Genomic DNA, 21,809 nt, shown 5'->3' on the forward strand with positions numbered 1-21,809 from the left:
GTATATGAAATTCTTTCGGATCATATTTCAGTCATTTTTTCTGACAATTCATGTCGTGATTGTCATTCTGTTTCTTTTGGCTGCGTTGTCCGATCGGATTTCTCCGGAGACATTTACCCTGGGAGCTTATTTGGGATTGGGTTTCCCGGTATTCTGTATCTTGAATTTATGCCTGACCGGTTACTGGCTTTTTACGCAGGAATGGCGTTTTATTTGGATTGGTCTGCTTTCTTTCCTGTTGTGTTGGGGGCAAGTAAAACTTTATTTCCCTTTTCATTCGCAGGTTGATGACATTCCGCAGGAAAATACCATCAAGCTTCTTACCTATAATATAATGGCATTCGGTTACAAACCTCATACCAAAGAGAATCCGAATCCGACGATCGACTATATTGCCCGTTCAGGAGCCGATATCGTCTGCTTGCAGGAATATGCCGAAGATACGCAAAGTAAGTTTCTGACCAAGAAGAAGATCTACAAAGAACTGGATATGTATCCCTATCGTTCGATCGTCTATTTGAACCGCGCCGGACGACTGCGTTATGGAATAGCCGTCTTTTCCAAGTATCCGATAGAAAAGAGTCGGCGGATCAAGTACGACAGTCGGTATAATGGTTCGGCAGTACATACCATACGCATCAAGGATAAAAAGATTACTTTGATAAACAATCATCTGGAATCTTTCAAGCTGACTTCGGAAGACCGTTCCAAGTATGCTTCTTTTATTAAGGAAATGGATTCAGAAAGCTTTGGAAATTTGAAGGGAACTATCCAACAGAAATTAGGCGCAGCCTTTAAGATCCGTGCGGCACAGGCAAGAAGTGTAGCTAAGGCGATTGCTGATTCGTCCAACGAATATACTATTGTCTGCGGAGATTTTAATGATACGCCGATTTCGTATGCACATCATACGATAGGAAAAGGACTGACTGATGCTTTTTCGGCATCCGGAAGAGGAATGGGAATTTCGTATAATGAGAATTTCTTTTGGTTCAGGATCGACCATATTCTCTGTTCACCCAATATAAAACCTTATAATTGTACGGTAGAACATGTGGATTATTCAGACCATTATCCCATGTGGTGTTACCTGCAATTGGAATAATGGTCTGAGGTAATATTTATTCCATATTTTCGTCTAATGAATTGAAGACGTCGCCGAATAAGTTTTCAGCAAAGAAATAAGTGGCATCACAGAATAGCTTCGGATTCTTGATATAAGAAACCTTGTTGCCTTTGCCGCCGTTGGCAATGACATCTTCAGCCGGAATATCTTTATGCTTCTTTTCGTTCTTCGGATCATATTCATATTTGATATCCGTCATGCTGGCTGTATATTTTCCTTCGAAACATTCGATGAACATCCGGTAGGTAACCAAGGTTTTATCCGTATCATTCAGCAACAGTTCAACCGTCGAGCTGACCAGAATCGTATGCTTCTTCTTGTTTGTAACTACATTCGAGAGGAAAACATCTTTCCCATAATTCTTTTTGGCCCATTTGCTGATACCGTTGAATATGGTCTTTTGGCTCATGCCATCCATATCCACTTGGTCTTCATAATATATTTTCCCGTTTTTCATCGGGGAACAAGCCTCCACAGAGCCTTTGTGTCCCTGTGCAGAAACAAGCACAGGGAACAAGAGCAACAATGCTATGATAATTCTCTTCATATTATCCATGTTTATTTTATCCATACATTTACAATTTCTCCGATAACCGTCTGGTTATTTCCATCCGGAGTCAGACCTTGCATTTTACATTCCAATATCATCCAGACTGCATCTTGTGAGAACGGCTTCTTAGAGAACTGGATGGTATATATTTCACCTTCTTTTACACCCTTGCAGAAAGCAGAGTTGGCATCCGCTGAGAAAGAAGCGATTTCTTTACCGAAGAGTGTACTGATACCTTTCCATTCAGCCTTACTTTCGTTGAGGTTGTTGTCGGCCATCTTGATGCGCATGTCGCTATCCGGCAAAAGTTGTTTTAATGTATTCGGAATATTACCGGCATCCATCCGCGTAAATCCCTCCGGAGCATTTAGAATTGCACCTGATTGAGCTGCCGGTTTAGTCTCTTTGACAGGAGCTGTTTCAGCTTCCTTCGATGGTGTCGGGGTTACAGCCTGTGTCTGCATGGCTTGTTGTCCGAATGCATTCATGGCACCGGTAAACAATTCATCGGCGAAATCAATGGTTTTACGACGGAATTTACCGCTGATACGGTTTAATTTCCCTTTGCGGATGCTGTTTTCGTCTGTAATCCATTCTTCCGCGATGTATTTTTCAGGCTCTCTCTGATAAGCAACATCATAATCATAACGAATATTGGTCAGCTTGATCGTACAAAGCTGGTCCTGGCAATAGATAAGTACCTGATAACTCATTTTCGAGCGGTCGAGTGACAACGCTGTACTGGAAAAGATGATATACTCTTTTCCGGTGGCAGCCATTTCGCCTTTGTCGCGGTTCTGATATACCACGCGGCAATCCTCGTTATTAAATCTTTCTTCTGCCCATTTTAAGGCTGTTTCATAAACTTCATTTTGGGAGAGAGAAGGAATTTGAATCTCTTTAGTGAAAACTACTTTTCCGTTTTCTACAGGAACCGCACCTTCCAGATATTTAGCATCTTCTTGAGCGGATAAGAAGAAAGGCAGAAATGCCAACAATAAAAATAAATGTTTCATAAGAATAAAGCTATTTTTTCTCCAAAGATAGATATTTGCTTCATTTATTAGGTATCAAAAAAGTAAATAATTATTATAATTCCTCTTAATCAGGAAAAAAAACTCTATATTTGCACCCTGTGAAAAATTGGATATAATAATGTAATAACAAAAATAATAAGTTCAAAATGCAAAACAAAGGATTTGTAAAGGTCTTTGCTGTGCTGCTGACGCTTGTTTGTTTGTTCTATTTGTCCTTCTCGTTTGTGACAAATAGATACAATAAAAAGGCGGTTGAGTATGCAGGAGGTGACCCTGTGAAAGAGAGTCTGTACTTAGACTCATTATCTACGGAGAAGGTATGGTTAGGCTATACGCTTAAGGAATGCCGTGAGATGGAAATTAGCTTAGGTCTTGACTTGAAGGGCGGTATGAACGTCATTCTTGAGTTAAGTGTACCTGATGTGATTCGTTCTTTGTCAAACAACAACCCGGATGAAAACTTCAACAAGGCGTTGGATTTGGCTTATGCCAAACAAGCTTCCAGCCAGAAAGATTTCATCAGTTTGTTTGCCGACGAATACAAGGCTTTGGATAGCAATGCTCGCTTGGCTACCATCTTCAGTACTTTCGAGTTGAAAGAAAAGATTACACCGCAGAGTTCGGATGATCAGGTAATTGCCGTATTACGTGAAGAATTACAGAGTGCTATCGATAATTCATTCAATGTATTGCGTACTCGTATTGACCGTTTCGGTGTTGTTTCGCCAAACATTCAGCGTCTGGAAACAGCAGGACGTATCTTGGTCGAACTTCCAGGTGTGAAAGAACCGGAACGTGTACGTAAATTGTTACAGGGTAGTGCAAATCTGGAGTTTTGGGAAACATACAAATTGCCGGAAATCTATCAGCAACTGGTAGCAGCTGATAACGCTTTGGCTTCTGTATTGGCTGCAAGCAGTGAAGCTGACTCTACAGCTGTAGCTTCTGCCGAAGCAGATAATGTAGCAAAAGCTGATTCTACAAATCAAGCAGCTACTACAAGCGAAACAGACTCTTTGCTGGCAAAGATTCAGGATTCTCCGGAGGCTGAACAGAATCAGTCTGCTGAAGAATTTGCTAAACAGCATCCGTTGTTCGCTTTATTGCAGTTGAATCAATATAACGGACAGTTGGCTCCGAGTGCTGTGGTTGGTTACGCTCAGGCTAAAGACATGGAAAAGATCAACGAGTATCTGAACATGAAGCAAGTGAAAGATGCGCTGCCTCGTAACTTAGCACTAAAATGGGGTGTGAAAGCCATGGATGAAAAAGGTTTGTTCTTCGAGTTATATGCTTTGAAGGTAACTAACCGCGACGGTTCTCCAGCTTTAGGTGGTGATGTAATTACAGATGCAAGTTCAGACTTCGTACAGCAACCGGGTATTTCTGGTCAAGAAGTTAGTATGAAAATGAATGCAGAAGGAGCAAAAGCTTGGGCTCGTTTGACTAAAGAGAATACAGGTCGTTCCATTGCCATTGTATTGGATGGAGTTGTTTATTCTGCACCGAATGTAGAAGGTGAAATTCCTGGAGGTCAATCTCGTATTACAGGTAACTTTACTCCAGAAGAAGCAAAAGACTTGGCAAACGTGTTGAAGTCTGGTAAGATGGCCGCTTCTGTTCACATCGTACAGGAAGATGTAGTTGGTCCGTCACTGGGTCAGGAAGCTATCAACGCCGGTGTGATTTCATTCGTATTGGCTTTGGTATTGTTGATGCTTTACATGTGTGCTTTCTACGGTGTCATCCCTGGTTTGATTGCTGATGGTGCTTTGGTAGTAAACATTTTCTTTACGATGGGTATTTTGGCATCCTTCCAAGCTGTATTGACATTGCCGGGTATTGCCGGTATGGTGTTGACGCTGGGTATGGCTGTCGATGCAAACGTGTTGATTTATGAACGTACGAAAGAAGAACTTCGTGCCGGAAAGACATTGGCTAAAGCAATTGCCGATGGTTATAGCAACGCTTTCTCTGCGATCTTTGACTCTAACTTGACTTCAATCATTACAGGTATCGTATTGTTCTACTTCGGTACAGGTCCTATCCGTGGTTTTGCCACTACAATGATTATTGGTTTGTTCGCATCATTCTTGACAGCTGTATTCTTGACTCGTATTGTTTATGAATCACTGTTGGCAAAAGACAAACTGAAGAATGTGACTTTCGTTACAAACCTGACAAAAGATTTGTTGAAGAATCCGAAGGTGAACTTCTTGGGTGCTCGTAAGGTGGGTTATTTGATTCCGTTGGCAATTGTAGTATTGGGAGCTATCTCAATGATGACAATTGGATTGAACAAGGGTATTGACTTTACCGGTGGTCGTAACTATATCGTTCGTTTTGATCAGAATGTGAAGACCGACGAAGTTCGTAAGTTGTTGGATGCTCAGTTGGATGGTGCCGTAAGTGTTATTACTATCGGTACACAAGATCAGGTTCGTATCTCTACCAACTATAAGATTGATGTACAAGATCCGAATATCGACCAGGAAATCGAATCAAAACTGTACGAAGGTTTGAAACCGTTATTGAAAGACGGTACGACTTTGGATCAGTTCGTTTCTGATTATATCCAGAGTTCACAGAAAGTAGGTCCGTCTATGGCTGATGATATTAAGAACAGCGCTATCTTGGCGGTTATCTTCTCTATGATCTGTATGGCCGCTTATATCCTGTTGCGTTTCCGTGATGTCTCATTCTCGGTAGGTGCGTTTGCTTCTGTAGCAACAACTACTTTATGTATCATCTCTTTCTATACGTTGTTATGGAAACTGTTGCCGTTCTCTATGGAAGTTGACCAGACATTCATTGCGGCTATCTTGACAATCATCGGTTACTCTATCAACGATACCGTGGTTGTATTCGACCGTATCCGTGAGACGATCAGTATTTATCCGAAGCGTGACCGTTACCAGGTAATCAATGATGCCTTGAATTCAACTTTGTGTCGTACATTCAATACTTCATTGACAACTTTGGTTGTAGTGATCTGTATCTTTATCTTGGGTGGTAGTACAATCAGAAGCTTTACTTTCGCAATCTTGTTGGGTATCGTGATCGGTACATATTCAACCTTGTTCGTCGCTACTCCGATTGCTTACGAATTGCAGAGACGCAAGATCAAGAAACAGGGTTTAGCTGAAAAAGCTGAGGCTTAATAGACGAAATTGTGAGGTTTATAAATAAGAGCCATTCCGGTTTTTCCGGGATGGCTTTTTTTTATTCTCGCCAACAGTTCTTATCTTTGTGAACAAACCAAAGAATAACCTATGATATTGGATCTGGATAAACGTGCGATTACCTATTTGCCTGGTGTTGGTCCTAAGAAGGCAGAGATATTACAGAAAGAAGCTCATATTGTTTCTTACGAGGATTTGCTACATTATTTCCCTTACAAGTATGTGGACCGAAGCCGGTTTTACCGGGTGGATGAGGTAACTTCTGATATGCCGTATATCCAGTTGAAAGGAAGGATTACTCATTATGAACAACTGGGCGAAGGAAAAGCTAAGCGGTTGGTCGGGAAATTTACGGATGGCTCGGGAGTGATTGATCTGGTCTGGTTTAAGGGGATTCATTATGTCCTCGACAAAATCAAGATTGACAAGGAATACATCATTTTCGGGAAACCTTCAGAGTTTGGACATACCTTTAATCTGGTACATCCGGATGTAGATCCTGTTGAGCAGGCCGGTCAGGTGGCTTCCGGACTGACTCCGTTTTATAATACAACGGAAAAGATGAAGAAGTCGTTTCTGAATTCTCGCGCTATACAGAACCTGCAATATACTTTATTGTCTGGACTGAATTGGCAACTGGCAGAAACCTTACCTCAGACTCTTTTGGAAAAGACCGGAATGCTATCCTTGTCGGAGGCAATGCGGAATATCCATTTCCCGGCTTCCATCTCGTTATTGAAAGCAGCCCAACTTCGCCTGAAGTTTGAAGAGTTGTTCTATATCCAATTGAATATGCTCAAGACATCGCAGATGCGGAAACAGTCACTTCGGGGTATTCTTTTTTCGTCTGTGGGCGATTATTTCAATACCTTTTATAAAGATTATCTGCCTTTTGAATTGACGAATGCCCAAAAGCGGGTCGTTCGCGAAATCCGTGCCGATATGGGAAGCGGACGGCAGATGAACCGTTTGCTGCAAGGTGATGTCGGGAGTGGAAAAACCTTAGTGGGTTTGTTGTCCATGCTCTTAGCATTAGACAATCACTGCCAGGCCTGTATGATGGCTCCTACAGAGATACTGGCCAACCAGCATTATGCAACGATCAAGGCTTTCCTGAAAGATATGGATGTGAAGGTGGCTTTGCTGACTGGATCGACAAAGAAGAAGGAACGCGATCGAATCTTGCCGGCAATAGCCAGCGGAGAGATTCAGATTGTGGTTGGAACGCATGCCTTGATAGAAGAAACAGTGGTCTTTTCGTCATTGGGCTTGGCGATTATTGACGAACAGCATCGCTTCGGTGTAGAGCAACGTTCTCGGCTTTGGAAAAAGAATTCTCAGACTGTTCCACATGTGTTGGTTATGACCGCTACACCAATTCCACGTACATTGGCTATGACGTTGTATGGAGATCTGGATGTTTCGGTTATCGACGAACTGCCACCGGGACGAAAGCCAATCCGGACTTTACATCGTTATGACAATAAGAAGGCGGAATTATTTGACTTCTTACGGAAAGAAATTCAAAAAGGCCGTCAGGTTTATGTCGTTTATCCGTTGATTGAAGGTAATGAGAAGTTGGATTATAAGAGCTTGGAAGAAGGTTTTGAAGTCTTCAAAGAAGTCTTTAAGGAATATACGGTCTGCATGGTGCACGGCAAGATGAAGGCTGCCGATAAAGAAGAAGAGATGCAGAAGTTTATTTCGGGGAAAGCGCAGATTCTTCTGGCAACAACGGTGATAGAAGTCGGCGTAAATGTACCGAATGCATCGGTTATGGTGATTGAGAGTGCCGAACGTTTTGGGCTTTCTCAGTTACATCAGTTGCGCGGACGAGTAGGACGTGGGGCTGAGCAGTCGTATTGTATCCTGGTTTCTTCCTATAAACTGAGCAACGAAACCCGTAAGCGGCTTGAAATTATGGTGAATAGCAATAACGGTTTCGAGATAGCCGAGGCCGATTTGCGCTTGCGAGGACAAGGCGATTTGGAAGGAACGCGGCAAAGTGGAGAAGGTTTGGAACTGAAAATCGCTAACTTGGCGTCCGACGGTCAAATCCTTCAGTATGCGCGTGATTGGGCTTTGTCGATTTTGAACGAAGACCCGCAATTACTGAGCGAACCCTATCGGATCTTGAACGAAAGGCTTAAAATTCTTTTCTCCCGGACGATTAGTTGGCGTTTGATTAGTTGATGTGTTGTAGAACATATTCTATGTAAGTGTTTGTTTCCCTTTTATTTATAAGATCGATTTGTGATTCTTGACGAAGTTTGAGGAAATTTTTCCATAATTTCTTTTGAGGTGTAATTCAAAATCCCGAACTTTGACTTGTTGAATGCTGATTGACAGTGTTTAACACTTCTAAAATGGGTCTATAAGTTTTGAATTCTTCTAAGAAAATGACAGTAAAATCGATATTATCCGTTTGTTTGGGCTTCTTGATGCTTCCAGCGATGAAAGCAGAAGAACCGGAGAAAAAGGCAGTAACCAACGACGTCGTAAATCAAGCAAATATGGTCATGGAGCAACACGTTTCTGAACTGATGGCTGAACGCGTTGGGTTTAAGAAAGACATTGCCATGGAGAAGTTGGCTGAAGCTACTTTCAACGCTGAAGTCGCACGTGAATCGTTGATGTTCCCAGCTGAAGACCTTTACGGTTCGAATTGGAATACTCGTTGGGTCGATCCTTTCCGCGGGGAGGCGGAGAAAGCAAACTTCCCTGATTCTTGCGCGATTAATTGCGCTTCCTTCGTTTATCCGATTGATTCTATAGCCCGTGTTACTTCCAAGTATGGTCCTCGTCGTCGCCGGATGCATCGGGGAATTGATTTGAAAGTACAAAAAGGAGACACGATCCGTGCCGCTTTCGACGGCAAAGTCAGAATCCGCAATTACGAACGCCGCGGATATGGATATTACCTCGTTATTCGACACCCAAACGGACTGGAAACCATTTACGGCCACTTATCTAAACAATTAGTACAAGTTAACGACATTGTTCATGCTGGAGATCCGATTGGATTAGGCGGAAATACCGGACGTTCAACCGGTTCTCATCTTCATTTCGAAACTCGCTTTTTAGGACAGGCTATCAATCCGGCTGAGATTATTGATTTTGAAAATGGTGTTCCCATTCATGATATGTTTGTATTCCGCAATGTGAAAATCAATGGACGGAAAAGTAATATCTATACTTCTTCAGACGATCAGATGGTTTATCACCGGGTAAAGTCGGGAGATACATTAGGTAAGATTGCTCGTATTTATGGTACTTCGGTAAGTGAATTATGCCGTCTGAATGGTATTAAACCAACAACGATGTTACGTATCGGACAGTCGTTGCGCTGTAATGCGGGTGCCAATTATGTAGCTAAGACCAAGAAAAAGCAAACTGAAGCTAAAAAGGCGGTAACAGTCGAAGCTCAGAGTGAACCGCTGGCAGCTGTTTCTGCCGAGCAAAGCCAATCAGAAGCAGAACCGGTTTATCACAAGATCCAGTCGGGAGATACTTTAGGTGCCATTGCGCAAAAGTATGGAACGACAGTTTCCAAGTTATGTGAATTAAATGGCATTACTCGTACTACCATTCTTCGTTTAGGACGTACGTTGCGGTGTTCATAAGTCGATATAAAATTTGAAAAATACATAAATTTTTTTCGGTGTGCGAGCCGCTTGTGATGTGAATCATGAGCGGCTTTTTTTTCTTAGTTGGTACTTTTTATCGTTTCTTTGATTATAAATATATCCTTAAAATTAGTTTCATACTTCGAAGGTCAATTCTTTATTTTCAATATTTCATTTAAAAAGTTATCTTTGCATTGCTAATTCCAGAGAATATGCCAGATACGAAAGAACAATTTGAGAAAGTCATCTCCATTTGCCGGGAGTTATATGCTAAGAAGCTAAAAGATTACGGACCATCGTGGCGAATTATGCGTCCGATGTCGGTAACCGACCAGATATTCATCAAGGCCAATCGCATCCGCAGTTTGGAAACAAAAGGTATACGGATGGTTGATGAAGGGATCCGTCCGGAGTTTATAGCCATTGTTAATTATGGTATTATTGGACTCATTCAGCTGGCATTGGGCTATGCCGATACGACAGATATTACAGACGAAGAAGCCTTGTCTTTGTATGATAAGTATATGACACAGACGAAAGAACTGATGTATGCCAAAAATCATGATTATGATGAAGCATGGCGTAGCATGAGGATCAGTTCGTATACGGATCTGATTCTGATGAAACTTTACCGGACGAAGCAGATCGAAAGTCACGGAGGCGAGACATTGGTTTCAGAAGGTGTGGATGCGAACTATATGGATATGGTTAATTATGCCCTGTTTGGTTTGATTAAGCTGGAATATGGAGAATAACCAGAAATAAAGGGTATGAAGGGAAAAGACCTTTGGATAAAGATATTGGCAGAGACCAGTCGTTTGTTGTTGGGATTGGTATTCCTCTTCTCGGGAGCCTCAAAAGCTGTTGATCCCGTAGGAGGAACGATAAAGATCAGCGAATATTTGTCTTCGTTTGGTTTGGACTCCTTACAATCTTTCTCCTTACCTTTCGCAATCAACTTGGCAGCGGTTGAGTTTACCTTGGGCGCGTGTATGTTTTTGGGCGTTTATCGTCGGTATGCCTCTTTCCTTACTCTTCTGATGATGCTCTTCATGACGCCGCTTACACTCTATCTGGCATTATATAATCCGGTAGCTGATTGCGGGTGTTTCGGTGAGGCCTTGATTATTACCAACTGGCAGACATTCTATAAAAATGTTGTATTGCTGACAGCTGCTGTGATTGCCTTTATCTATAACCAACGGACGATGGCTGGTTATACCTTTAAAGTTTATTGGTTTGTTGCCACTTTTGCCTATGTCTATTGTGTAGGATTCTCTTTGCGGAATTACTGGCACTTGCCCATTATCGACTTCCGTCCTTATCAAGTAGGTGTTAACATACCGGATCAAATGAATATTCCTGAAGGAGCGTCACAGGACGAATACGAATATACTTTCATTTATGAGAAAGATGGTGTGCAGAAGAAATTTAACCTCGACAATGTGCCGGCTGATGATTCGACTTGGACTTTTGTCGATACTGAAACGAAACTCATCAAGAAAGGTTATGTTCCGCCCATTACCGATTTTATAATAACGACTTTTGATGGAGAGGATCGGACAGAACAATTGCTGTCGGATACAGCAGGTGTTTTTTTGTTGATAGCTCCGCGGTTGGAATATGCCAACGAAGAACGTATCGATGAAATCAACAATTTGTATGACTATGCGGTAGAGAATAAACTGCAGTTCTATTGTCTGACAGGTTCGGATGAATCGGCCGTGAGTAAATGGATTGATTATACAGGTGCTGAATATCCTTTCCTGTTTGTAGATGACGTTACCCTAAAGACGATGATCCGTTCCAATCCAGGATTGATGATCTTGAAAGGAGGAACTATCATGGGAAAATGGCACTATAATGACTTCCCAAAGGAAGAAAATCTGGATAAGTTTGTCGAATCTGCCCTGTTGAAACCGATGAAAGATGAGAAAGATGTACGGTTAATAACCAACCTATTGACTTTTGCCGTACCTTTGCTGCTGGTTTGGTTGTATGACTACCGGCGTAACCGGAAGAAACAAAAAGATTCGGCTGAGACCAATCAATAAAGAATTATTGTATCACAATTTAAAATAGAATAAATATGAGAAAGAACATTGTTGCAGGAAACTGGAAAATGAACACCACTCTTGCTGAAGGTTTGGAATTGGCAAAGGGTTTGAACGAAGCATTGAAGAACAAAACAACTAATTGCGATGTGATCATCGGTACTCCGTTTACTCATTTGGCAAGTGTAGCTGCTGCTATTGATACAAATAAGATCGGTGTAGCTGCTGAAAATTGTGCTGATAAGGAAAAAGGTGCTTTCACTGGTGAAGTTTCTGCTGCTATGGTAGCTTCTACTGGCGCTAAGTATGTCATTCTGGGTCACTCTGAACGTCGTGCTTACTATCATGAAACTCCGGAAATCTTGAAGACAAAAGTAGAATTAGCTTTGGCTAACGGTCTGACTCCGATCTTCTGTATTGGTGAAGTATTGGAAGAAAGAGAAGCTGGAAAGCACTTTGAAGTAGTAGATGCTCAGATTGAAGGTTCTTTGTTTGGCTTGTCTGCTGAAGACTTCGGTAAGATCATCTTGGCTTACGAACCGGTATGGGCAATTGGTACAGGTAAGACTGCTACAGCTGACCAGGCAGAAGAAATCCACGCACATATCCGTGCTACTTTAGCTGCTAAATATGGAAATGAAATAGCAGACAACTGCACAATCCTGTACGGTGGTAGCTGTAACGGTGGTAATGCAAAAGAACTGTTTGCTAAACCGAATGTAGATGGTGGCTTAATTGGTGGTGCATCTCTTTCTGTAGAGAAATTCATGCCGATCATCGAAGCTTTTGATAAATAATTAAAGAAATAATCTGTTTACCAGAAGTTGGAAGGTCAAGGTAGCTATCAGGAATATTTCCTGATAACTGCTTTGACTATTTATAAATTAAGTTCGCTACACGTGAATAACATCATTTTTTGCTGTATGAGACGAATCCTGAATCTTGTTTGTTTTTATTGCCTGCTATCAGTTACAAGCTGGGGGCAAGGGGCTGATACCACGGTTCATGTTGTAACTATCTTTGATAAGATGGCGAAGCAAGAAGCCGGTAAAGGCGTTGTGACGGTACACCAATCGGATGCTATTCGGGCATTGGTTGGAGCTCATAAATATGGAACAAATGTAGAGCAGGAAGGTGAAGCTACTTATTTGAAGATACAAGGATATAGAGCCCAGGTATTTTCTGGAAATAACCAGCGTAAATCGAAGGATGAGGCATTTCGGAAAGAAAAGGAAATCAAGGAACTTTTCCCGGATGTGCCGACATATGTAACGTATAATGCGCCTTTCTGGAAATTGCGTGTGGGTGATTTTCGTTCTCATGAAGAAGCTTATCAAATGATGCGTATGCTGATGACAGCTTTCCCTGCTTATGCGAAAGAAATGTATATCGTAAAAGAAGAAGTTAAAATTCCTTTGAACTAAAAATGGAGAAATTAAACGACGAGCAGTTGTTGCAAAATCGGGATGCTTTGGCAACCCATTATCAGGAAATACTTGGTTTGCTGGGAGAAGATGTAAACCGCGAAGGTCTTATTAAAACACCGATGCGCGTAGCCAAGGCTATGCAATACCTGACAAAAGGGTATCGTGAAGATCCGGCGGCAGTACTTCGTTCAGCTATGTTTGAGGAAGAAGACTACAAACAAATGGTTATTGTCAAGGATATTGATTTCTTTTCGTTGTGTGAACATCATATGCTTCCTTTTTTTGGTAAGGCACACGTTGCTTATATCCCAAAGAAATATATCACAGGGTTGAGTAAAATTCCACGGGTAGTTGATATTTTTGCCCGCCGTCTGCAAATCCAGGAACGTCTGACTATGCAGATTAAGGACTGTATTCAGCAAACGTTGGATCCGTTGGGCGTAATGGTCGTTATCGAAGCACAGCATATGTGTATGCAAATGCGTGGTGTGGAAAAACAAAACTCCCTGACTACCACTTCTGATTTTACTGGATTCTTCCAGCAAGCCAAAACTCGCGAAGAATTTATGAATCTGATAAAGAATAATCGATAATACGCTTTCTTGAGAGAATTATTGCTATCCGTATCATCAAATTATAGATGATGCGGTTTTTTTTTATCTTTAAAAAGTGACTATGGTTAGTTTAATTTGTCCATAATAAGATTTTCCTATCTTTGTACGAGTAAAAACACTTTAACAAAAATATTATGTATATGAAAAAGTTCTTATTGACAATTCTTTCTGGTACTATTATGCTGATGAGTACCACTGTATCTGCTCAAAATGAGTATGGCTATTTTAATTCGTTAGCAGCGGGAGTGAGTGTTGGACTTTCTGGAATAGGTGTGAACTTGGCTTCTCCTTTAGGAAATCATTTTGATTTGCGTGCCGGTGCATTATTTATGCCGGGAATCAAACTTTCTACCGACGTGGATGTCGAAACAACACATGCCGGAACATCTACTATTTCTACAATGCAAGTGGATGGCGATTTAAGTAGAATTTCAGGAGAATTGTTATTGAATTACTATCCGTTCCGTTCGGCAGATTTCTTTCTTACTGCAGGTGCTGCTTTTGCTGGAGACAAATTGATAAAGATTGACGGTCATAACGATGAGTTGGGCCAACAGGTTTCAGAGGGAAACAAGGTGGGAATCAGCATTGGCGATTGTGTTTTGCCGGTAGATAAGAATGGTGATGTATCTGGAGGTTTGAAGGTCTCTCCTTTCCGTCCTTATTTGGGATTAGGTTTTGGTCGCGCAGTACCGCGTAAGCGTTTGGGATTTATGGTAGAAATGGGTGTACAATTCCATGGAACACCTGATGTTTATTCTAATTCGGGAACGATGGATGAGGCGACTATTGATACGGATGATACTTTTACAAAAGTAATTGATAAACTGAAGGTCTATCCGGTTTTGAAGTTTACCTTGACAGGACGTATATTCTGATCTGAATTGATTCTTGTATAGAAGAAACTTCTTTCATTTTATTCTTTATGGAATCTGATGAAAGAAGTTTTTTTATAAACCTATCACGCAATTTCTTTCCGGAAAAAAAGATTCAACAGGAATGAGCAGCCTATCAATATGAGTCCGGCTCCGACAACTCCATCCCAACCGTATAACGACCAGAAACTTCCGGCCAGAAATGTTCCTAACGAGCCTCCGGCAAAATAGGTGGTCATGAAGATGGTATTGATGCGGTTGGATGCTTTGGGATTCAGCGAGAAGATCGTTGTCTGGTTGCTGAGCTGAATACATTGCATCCCGACGTCGAACAACAGAATTCCGCTGATGATGCCGGCATACGTGTCTCCCCAGTAGCTTAGGCATATCCAGGCTAGAAGAATAAGTCCGCAACCGATGTAGTTGAACCGCTTGACGCCGACTTTCTGGACATAGCGTCCGACGAACGAGGCTGTCATGGCTCCGGCTACTCCGCATAATCCTAACAAGCCGGTGACGTGACTGCCGGCATAAAAAGGCGCCTGTTCCATCCGGAATGCCAGGCAACTCCAAAGGGCCAGGAAAGAACCGAACGCCAGTCCGGCACGCAGGGCTGATACTCGCAATACGGGATAATCTTTGACCAGTTGGAGCAGCGATTTCATCAAGTCCTTGTACTTCCCCTCGAAATTGCTCTGTATATCCGGCATGACACGTAGCAGAAACACACAGGAGAGAATCATCAGCACAGCGGCTGCAAAGAACATGAAACGCCATCCCATGATTTCTCCGACGATACCGCTTACGACGCGCGAACCTAAAATACCCGTCAATAGGCCGGATACGATGATACCTACATTCTTCCCTTTCGTTTCGGGCGTTGAAAATTGCGCGGCTATCGGGATAAATATCTGTGGCATGATGGAACAAAGCCCGGTAAAGAAAGATGCCAGCAAGATAAATTCCAGGTTGGGCGAAAGAGCGATGCTCAACAAGGATAGGATCAGGATACTGAAATTGACAAGGATGATTTTCCTGCGGGGGAAAAGATCGCCCAGCGGAATGATGAATAATAATCCCAGCGCATAACCTATCTGCGTCACCATGGCTATCAGGTTGGTTTTAAATTCCGAAACCTGTAGGTCTTGACTGATGTTGTATAGCAACGGCTGGTTATAATAGAGATTGGCCACGGTAATACCGGCGATGATCGCCAACGCCCAAAGTAAGGAGGCGGGCAGCCCTTTGTTTTCAATTAATGTCTGTTTCATGCCGCAAAGATACAAAGCAGACTTGAATGCAAACGGTTTCGGGGGATAAAAATGGGGTATAGGCTATAAAGCTATCCCCATAACATGATGGAAATTCACTACATCATGTTATGGGGATGATTTACGAAAATATATACTTACTCATATATAAATTAAGGATATTGATAGCCATTTTATGATTGAGTTTGGGAAAAACATACATTATTGTTGGATAACCGTCAGGTCGTCATAACTCATGCCGATACCGGTTATGGTGACGATTAGTTTGCGTTCTTTCCCTGTTTCGTTTTCTGCTATCTGAAAAGCAATTTCGTTAGGAGCACTTTTGACGACTTGATACCAGCTACCCGCCATCGTGTCTAACGGTACGTCTACTCCGTTGATGTTCTTCGTTTCATTCACAATCGTTTTTGAACCATCTTTTGAAAAATATTGCAACTCGTCTAAAAACCACCCACTTCTTTTCGTCTTGATTGAAAAAGAAGCAGCCTCCGATCCTATGGTTACTTCAGTTACTTCGGGTTCTATCTGAGTAACTATCCCTACGTTGTCATCATCACAACTAGGCAGGGTGATGGCTAATAATGAAAATAAAAATAGATTTATTAATTGTTTCATAGCAAATTATATTATCTGAAATTTCTTAATTAGTTTATTACTCCGTGTTAATTTCTGTGGAAATGACAGATCTTACCGCCAATTTCCTAAAAATACCATAAATCTTGTCTGTTTCGTAATCTTGTAGTTTTAAAATGAATATGTGTGTGAATTGTTTATCTTTTATTTGCTCCTATAAAATATTGAACTTTGAACTTTTACAAAAGTACTAAATATATTAAATAAACAATCTTGCCAATGATATATTTTATACTTCTTCTCTGAAAGCAGTGTTGTCCGGGGTCAGGTCAGGGCTTCTTTTTGAAAAGTAGTGTTGTCCGGGGTCAGGTCGGGGCTTCTTTTTGAAAAGGAGTGTTGTCCGGGGTCGGGTCAGAGCTTCTTTTTGAAAAGGAGTGTTGTCCGGGGTCGGGTCAGAGCTTCTTTTGGAAAAGGAGTGCTGTCCGGGGTCAGGTTGGGGCTTCTTTTGGAAAAGTAGAATCGATCTCAAAAAAAGAGAAATAAATTAGGATATATAAGGAAGAAATTCTATCTTTGGGCAAATCGAATCTAAGTTTTACCTTGTAAAATGATACTGGGATGAAGAAAATTGTAGCTTTTGATTTAAAAAGTATCCATCTGCACGAAAATTTTGAATTCTTGCGTAAGGTTTGTGAAAAGGGAGATGCCTGTCTGCCAACTACGGGAGATTTGAGCGCGGCCGACCTTCCGGAGAGCACAACAACCCTTTTGACAACATCGTTAGACAAGCTGCAGGCAAAGACGAATGCTTTTGATGCGGTCTTGAAGATTGCGGACAGTATTCCGGCTTCCACCTTGGCGGCACAGGCAGATGCCAAACGCGACAAGGCTTACCGCGATGGGCGAAAGTTCGTGATGGCTATGGCGGATCATCCGAATCCGGATTTAGCAATTACGGCCAAAACCGTTTTGTTCTTGTATGATAAATATGGCGATCCGACCAATAAGTCGCAAGACGAGGAAAGCAGCAGCTTGTATAACCTCATGCAGGATTTGGACGCGCTCGAAGAAGGTGTATTGGAAAGTATTCACTTCACCGAATGGTATGCCTATTTGAAAGATTGCCAAAACGAGTTTCTGGCAGCCGACAAGCAGCGTACCGAAGAGAAAATGGCCAAGGAAACGGGGGCTATCAAGACCGCACAGACAGAAGCCAACCAGGCTTACCGCGAACTGGTGGATGTGGTGAATGCGCTTGTCTTGGTGAATGGTGAGACGCCGTATGCCGAGTTTATCGACTTTGTGAACGTCCAGATTGCCGACAAAAAGGCCATTGTGAAATCCCGTTCCACCAAAAGTGCCAATAAAAAGGTGGAGGAGAAAGCCGGTACAGATACGGAGGCCTAAGAAACATTTATTATCTGATTATAGATCAAAGGCATGGAAGAAGATGAGTTGTAGGGTCTTTTTCCATGCCTTGTTTATGTGAACGGAACGGCGTAATGTCTGTTGATCGAATTTTGGAAAGTTTAATCCGCCGTATATTTGCCGAAGCCTAAATAAACCGTAATTTTACGCTGTCTTATCAAAACACAAATCACAGCATGGAACCCTTTATACATTTGCATGTTCATACCCAATATTCGTTGCTCGACGGACAAGCCTCTATTGATGCGCTGATTAATAAAGCGTATGATGATGGCATGCGTGCTATTGCCGTTACCGATCATGGTAATATGTTTGGTATAAAAGAATTCTTCAATAAGGTAAATAAGAAGAATGGAAAGGTACAAGGCACGATCAAGGATTTACAAAAGGAACTGAAGACGTTGGGTGTCAAAGAGGAACGGACCGATGAGGAAAACGCCCGGTTGGCAGAAATCCCCGGCTTGTTGGAAAAGGCTAAAGGTGATCTGTTTAAGCCGATTATCGGATGTGAATGTTATTGTGCCCGGAACCATCGGTTGCAGAAGACGGAAAAGGAAGACCGAAGCGGATGGCACTTGATTGTTCTTGCCAAGAATATGACGGGATATAAGAACCTGATCAAGATTGTTTCCCAATCATGGACGGAAGGTTTCTACGGACGTCCGCGTATTGATAAGGAATTGTTGGAACAACATCGGGAAGGGTTGATTGTCTGCTCTGCTTGTCTTGGTGGAGAGATCCCGCAGAAGATCATGCACGGAAATATCCATGCTGCCGAAGAAGCCGTGCTGTGGTTCAAGCAATTGTTTGGAGAAGATTATTATCTGGAGCTACAACGTCATGAGACACATCGGGCGGATGCCGACCAGACTGTATATAAACATCAGGTAGAAGTCAATAAGGTCTTGATTGAACTGGCTCATAAACATGGAGTCAAGATTATTGCTACCAATGATGTTCATTTCGTCAACGAAGAGGATGCTGATGCACACGATCGCCTGATCTGCTTGAGTACGGGAAAGGATCTGAATGATCCGAATCGTATGCGTTATACGAAACAGGAGTGGATGAAGACAACTGCCGAGATGAATCAGATTTTCGGCGATATTCCGGATGCTTTGCGTAATACGCTGGAAATAGCAGATAAGGTTGAATTCTATAGTATTGACAGCGGACCGATTATGCCAACCTTTAATATTCCGGAAGACTTTGGAACGGAAGAAGGTTATCGGCAGAAGCTGACAGAGCAAGATCTGTTTGACGAGTTCACGAGGGATGAAAACGGGAATGTTGTCTTAAGTCAGGCAGATGCGGAAGCGAAGATCAAGAAATTGGGCGGATACGACAAGTTGTATCGTATCAAACTCGAAGCCGATTATTTAGCTAAGTTGACGTATGAAGGAGCCAAGCCTCGTTATGGTGATCCTTTGTCGGATGAAGTCAAGGAACGTTTGAACTTTGAGTTGCATATCATGAAGACGATGGGTTTCCCGGGTTACTTCTTGATTGTACAGGATTTCATCCGGGCTGCCCGAGAAGAATTGGGTGTTTCAGTAGGACCGGGCCGTGGTTCTGCTGCCGGTTCAGCTGTAGCTTATTGTTTGGGAATTACCAAAATCGACCCGATTAAATACGATTTGCTGTTTGAGCGTTTCCTGAATCCGGACCGTATCTCTTTGCCTGATATTGATACCGACTTTGATGATGACGGACGTGGTGAAGTGCTTCGCTGGGTAACGGAGAAATATGGTGCGGAACGTGTGGCACATATTATTACGTATGGTACGATGGCTACGAAGTCGGCTATCAAGGATGTGGCACGAGTTGAGAAAGTTCCGTTGGCCGAATCCAACCGATTGGCTAAACTGATACCCGATAAAATCCCGGATATGAAGAAATTCAAGCTCAAGGATGCCATCGAATATGTACCGGAGCTGAAAGAAGCTGCCAATGGAACGGATCCGTTGGTTCGGGATACCTTGAAATATGCTCAAATGCTGGAAGGTAACGTTCGTAATACCGGCGTTCATGCTTGTGGTGTGATCATCGGCCGATATGATATATCGGATGTTGTGCCGGTAAGTACAGCAAAAGATAAAGATACGGGCGAAGAAATGCTGGTAACGCAGTATGAAGGTTCGGTGATTGAGGAAACGGGTCTGATCAAGATGGACTTCTTGGGACTAAAGACACTTTCCATCATCAAAGATGCTATTGAGAATGTCCGGTTAACGACAGGACATGACTTGGATATCGATCATATCAGTCTGGAAGATCCGGCTACTTATAAACTGTATTGCGAAGGAAAAACAACCGGAACCTTCCAGTTTGAATCGGCCGGTATGCAGAAATACCTGAAGGAACTGCAACCTTCTAAGTTCGAAGACTTGATTGCCATGAATGCCTTGTATCGTCCGGGACCAATGGATTATATTCCTTCTTTTATTGCCCGTAAGCAAGGAAAGGAAGAAATCAAGTACGATATACCGGTCATGGAGCGTTATTTGAAGGATACGTATGGTATTACCGTATATCAGGAGCAGGTCATGTTGCTCTCCCGTCTGCTTGCAAACTTTACCCGTGGTGAAAGTGATGCCCTCCGAAAGGCGATGGGAAAGAAACTGATCGAGAAGATGAATACCTTGAAGACCAAATTCTTGTCGGGTGGAAAAGCCAATGGGTATGAAGAGGCGACGTTGAACAAGATTTGGGCAGACTGGGAAAAGTTTGCTTCGTATGCTTTCAATAAGAGTCACGCTACTTGTTATTCGTGGGTGGCTTATCAGACAGCTTATCTGAAAGCCAACTATCCGTCGGAATACATGGCTGCCGTGTTGAGCCGAAGCTTGTCGAACATTGCCGATATTACCAAGTTCATGGACGAATGTAAGGCAATGGGAATACAAGTGTTAGGTCCGGATGTCAATGAGTCTATTCTGAAGTTTAGCGTAGATAAGCAAAAGAATATCCGTTTTGGAATGGGCGCAATCAAGGGCGTTGGCGAATCGGCTGTTCAGAATATTATTGAGGAACGAAAGAAAAATGGTCCGTATAAAGATCTGTTTGATTTCGTAGAACGAGTTAATCTCTCAGCTTGTAACAAGAAGAATATCGAATCGTTGGCTTTGGCGGGTGCATTCGATAACTTCCATGTACAACGGGAATCTTTCTTTGTGGATAATGGAAAAGGAGAGACATTCCTGGATGTGCTGGTTCGTTATGGAAATAAATACCAGACAGACAAGGCAACGGCGGCGAACTCTTTGTTTGGAGATGAAAACTTTGTCGCTATCGCTAAACCGGAAATTCCTCATGCCGAGCGATGGAGCGATCTGGAACGTCTGAACAAAGAGAAGGATTTGGTAGGTATTTATTTATCGGCGCATCCGTTGGACGAATACCGTATCATTTTGCAGTATGTATGCAATACGGGTATGGTTGAGCTGAACGATAAGGAAACGCTGGTAGGAAGGGAAGTGCTGGCTGGCGGTATCGTTACGGGTTTCCGTGAGGGAACAACCAAGACCGGTAATCCTTTTGGTATTCTGAAGGTGGAAGATTTTACCGGAAGCGGGGAAATTGCTTTGTTTGGTCAAGACTATATCGAATACAGTAAATATGGAAAGCCGGGCATGTATTTGTTGATTAGCGGAAAGATGGAAGCCCGCAAGTACAACGACAAGATCTTTGATTTCCGGATTTCGTCTATTAAATTATTGCCGAACGAGAAAGATAAACTGATTGAGAATATTCGGATTACGGTACCTATCCATGATTTGGATGAGCCGATGATTAATGAATTGTCAACTTTGATCAAGAACAATCCGGGAAATAGTTTGTTATATTTCCGGGTAGTGGATGGAAGCAATAATATTGCATTAAATCTGTTCTCTCAAAATGTACGGTTGAAGATCACGAAAGAGTTGATTGATTACCTGAGTGAGAGTGAAACCATCGACTTTAAAATAAATGGATAAAGTTAGTGCAGGCAAATAAAAATTCGTATTTTTGCCTTCGCTTTGACAAAGGAATTTGAATTTAAA

General features: G+C 42.2%; 16 protein-coding genes. 12 read left to right on the forward strand and 4 right to left on the reverse strand.

Translation table 11 applies throughout. The features are described from left to right. Positions 1–4 precede the first annotated feature (4 nt). A complete protein-coding gene (locus MUN53_RS10570) occupies positions 5–1,105 on the forward strand; it encodes an endonuclease/exonuclease/phosphatase family protein (RefSeq protein WP_243325388.1) in 1,101 nt (366 codons plus the stop codon). A 16-nt stretch (positions 1,106–1,121) separates the two neighbouring features. Here the strand turns inward: MUN53_RS10570 and MUN53_RS10575 are convergent, their stop codons facing one another. Both MUN53_RS10575 and MUN53_RS10580 read right to left on the reverse strand, forming a co-directional pair. Beyond that, positions 1,122–1,673 (reverse strand): DUF4468 domain-containing protein, encoded by a 552-nt coding sequence (locus MUN53_RS10575; RefSeq protein ID WP_243325389.1) that lies wholly within the window; start codon positions 1,671–1,673, stop codon positions 1,122–1,124. A gap of 11 nt (positions 1,674–1,684) precedes the next feature. After that, complete coding sequence (locus tag MUN53_RS10580) at positions 1,685–2,692, reverse strand: DUF4468 domain-containing protein (RefSeq protein ID WP_243325390.1); 1,008 nt, start codon at positions 2,690–2,692, stop codon at positions 1,685–1,687. Between the two features lie 167 nt (positions 2,693–2,859). Here MUN53_RS10580 and secDF point away from each other — a divergent pair, with 167 nt between their 5' ends. The 9 genes from secDF (at position 2,860) to MUN53_RS10625 (ending at position 14,494) form a co-directional block, all read left to right on the forward strand. Continuing rightward, positions 2,860–5,874 carry a protein translocase subunit SecDF gene (gene secDF, locus MUN53_RS10585; protein WP_243325391.1) on the forward strand — a complete coding sequence of 1,005 codons (3,015 nt, stop codon included), beginning with the start codon at positions 2,860–2,862 and terminating at the stop codon, positions 5,872–5,874. A 114-nt stretch (positions 5,875–5,988) separates the two neighbouring features. Beyond that, positions 5,989–8,088: an ATP-dependent DNA helicase RecG gene (gene recG, locus MUN53_RS10590; protein WP_243325415.1), complete on the forward strand. Its 2,100-nt coding sequence runs from the start codon at positions 5,989–5,991 to the stop codon at positions 8,086–8,088. 206 nt (positions 8,089–8,294) lie between these two features. Next, positions 8,295–9,518, forward strand: coding sequence for a LysM peptidoglycan-binding domain-containing protein (locus MUN53_RS10595; protein ID WP_243325392.1), 1,224 nt, complete (start codon positions 8,295–8,297; stop codon positions 9,516–9,518). Positions 9,519–9,733: 215 nt separating this feature from the next. Then, a complete protein-coding gene (locus tag MUN53_RS10600; RefSeq protein ID WP_243325393.1) occupies positions 9,734–10,276 on the forward strand; it encodes a DUF1599 domain-containing protein in 543 nt (180 codons plus the stop codon). Between the two features lie 15 nt (positions 10,277–10,291). Then, entirely contained in the window at positions 10,292–11,575 is a 1,284-nt protein-coding gene (locus tag MUN53_RS10605; RefSeq protein WP_243325394.1) for a BT_3928 family protein, read from the forward strand. Positions 11,576–11,610: 35 nt separating this feature from the next. Then, the gene (tpiA, locus tag MUN53_RS10610; RefSeq protein WP_243325395.1) at positions 11,611–12,372 is read left to right on the forward strand and encodes a triose-phosphate isomerase; all 762 of its coding nucleotides are present in this window, start codon (positions 11,611–11,613) and stop codon (positions 12,370–12,372) included. Positions 12,373–12,498: 126 nt separating this feature from the next. Next, on the forward strand, positions 12,499–12,999 hold the full coding sequence (locus MUN53_RS10615) for an SPOR domain-containing protein (RefSeq protein WP_243325396.1): 501 nt from the start codon (positions 12,499–12,501) through the stop codon (positions 12,997–12,999). A gap of 2 nt (positions 13,000–13,001) precedes the next feature. Next, a complete protein-coding gene (folE, locus tag MUN53_RS10620; RefSeq protein ID WP_243325397.1) occupies positions 13,002–13,595 on the forward strand; it encodes a GTP cyclohydrolase I FolE in 594 nt (197 codons plus the stop codon). 161 nt (positions 13,596–13,756) lie between these two features. Continuing rightward, entirely contained in the window at positions 13,757–14,494 is a 738-nt protein-coding gene (locus MUN53_RS10625; RefSeq protein ID WP_243325398.1) for a hypothetical protein, read from the forward strand. Between the two features lie 83 nt (positions 14,495–14,577). Here the strand turns inward: MUN53_RS10625 and MUN53_RS10630 are convergent, their stop codons facing one another. Together MUN53_RS10630 and MUN53_RS10635 are read right to left on the reverse strand one after the other, a co-directional pair. Continuing rightward, positions 14,578–15,762 carry an MFS transporter gene (locus MUN53_RS10630; RefSeq protein ID WP_243325399.1) on the reverse strand — a complete coding sequence of 395 codons (1,185 nt, stop codon included), beginning with the start codon at positions 15,760–15,762 and terminating at the stop codon, positions 14,578–14,580. 201 nt (positions 15,763–15,963) lie between these two features. Beyond that, complete coding sequence (locus tag MUN53_RS10635; RefSeq protein WP_243325400.1) at positions 15,964–16,380, reverse strand: hypothetical protein; 417 nt, start codon at positions 16,378–16,380, stop codon at positions 15,964–15,966. 576 nt (positions 16,381–16,956) lie between these two features. On the opposite strand from MUN53_RS10635, the gene MUN53_RS10640 reads away from it, so the two are divergent. Together MUN53_RS10640 and dnaE are read left to right on the forward strand one after the other, a co-directional pair. Further along, positions 16,957–17,745 carry a DUF6261 family protein gene (locus MUN53_RS10640; RefSeq protein WP_243325401.1) on the forward strand — a complete coding sequence of 263 codons (789 nt, stop codon included), beginning with the start codon at positions 16,957–16,959 and terminating at the stop codon, positions 17,743–17,745. 197 nt (positions 17,746–17,942) lie between these two features. Beyond that, positions 17,943–21,743, forward strand: coding sequence for a DNA polymerase III subunit alpha (gene dnaE, locus MUN53_RS10645; protein ID WP_243325402.1), 3,801 nt, complete (start codon positions 17,943–17,945; stop codon positions 21,741–21,743). Positions 21,744–21,809 lie beyond the last annotated feature (66 nt).

The sequence above is a fragment of the Parabacteroides faecalis genome (assembly GCF_022809355.1).
Taxonomy (GTDB): Bacteria; Bacteroidota; Bacteroidia; order Bacteroidales; family Tannerellaceae; genus Parabacteroides; species Parabacteroides faecalis.